The organism is Bradyrhizobium sp. 76, assembly GCF_023073025.1.
Lineage (GTDB): Bacteria > Pseudomonadota > Alphaproteobacteria > Rhizobiales > Xanthobacteraceae > Bradyrhizobium.
In genome coordinates this window covers 1-564 of the sequence record NZ_JADPIS010000154.1, presented here as the reverse complement: position 1 = coordinate 564, position 564 = coordinate 1, and the positions used below count along the sequence as shown (strand labels likewise).

General features: G+C 59.9%; 1 protein-coding gene. It reads left to right on the top strand.

The features are described 5' to 3' along the window. Window positions 1-564, top strand: a 564-nt coding sequence (locus tag IVB48_RS40545) for an IS5 family transposase (protein WP_247408850.1), incomplete at both ends; no start/stop codon positions are given.

Genomic DNA, 564 nt, shown 5'->3' with positions numbered 1-564 from the left:
TGATTTGAACCGCAGCCTTGGAAAGCTATACGCCAGCGAGGGACGTCCTTCGATCCCTCCGGAGCAATTGCTGAGCGCCTTGCTGCTGCAGGTGTTCTACGGCATCCGCTCGGAACGCCAGCTGATGGAGCAACTGGACTACAATCTTTTGTATCGCTGGTTCGTGGGACTGTCGCCGGACGATCCGGTCTGGGACCCGACCACCTTTACCAAGAACCGGGAGCGGCTGCAGAACGGCGATGTGTTCACGAAGTTCATGACCAGGCTTCTGAACCATTCTCAGGTCCAGCCGCTATTGTCGGACGAGCATTTTTCGGTGGACGGAACGCTGATCGAAGCCTGGGCTTCGCAGAAGAGTTTTCGCCCCAAGGACGGCAGCGGCGACGATGATGACGGCGCCAACTTCCATGGCCAGAAACGCAAGAACGACACCCATGCGAGCACCAGTGACCCGGACAGCAGGCTTTATCGCAAGGCGGCCGGACGGGAGGCCAAGCTTTGCTATATGGGCCACGCCACCATGGAGAACCGGCATGGGCTGGCGGTGGCCGGCAGGGTCACGCA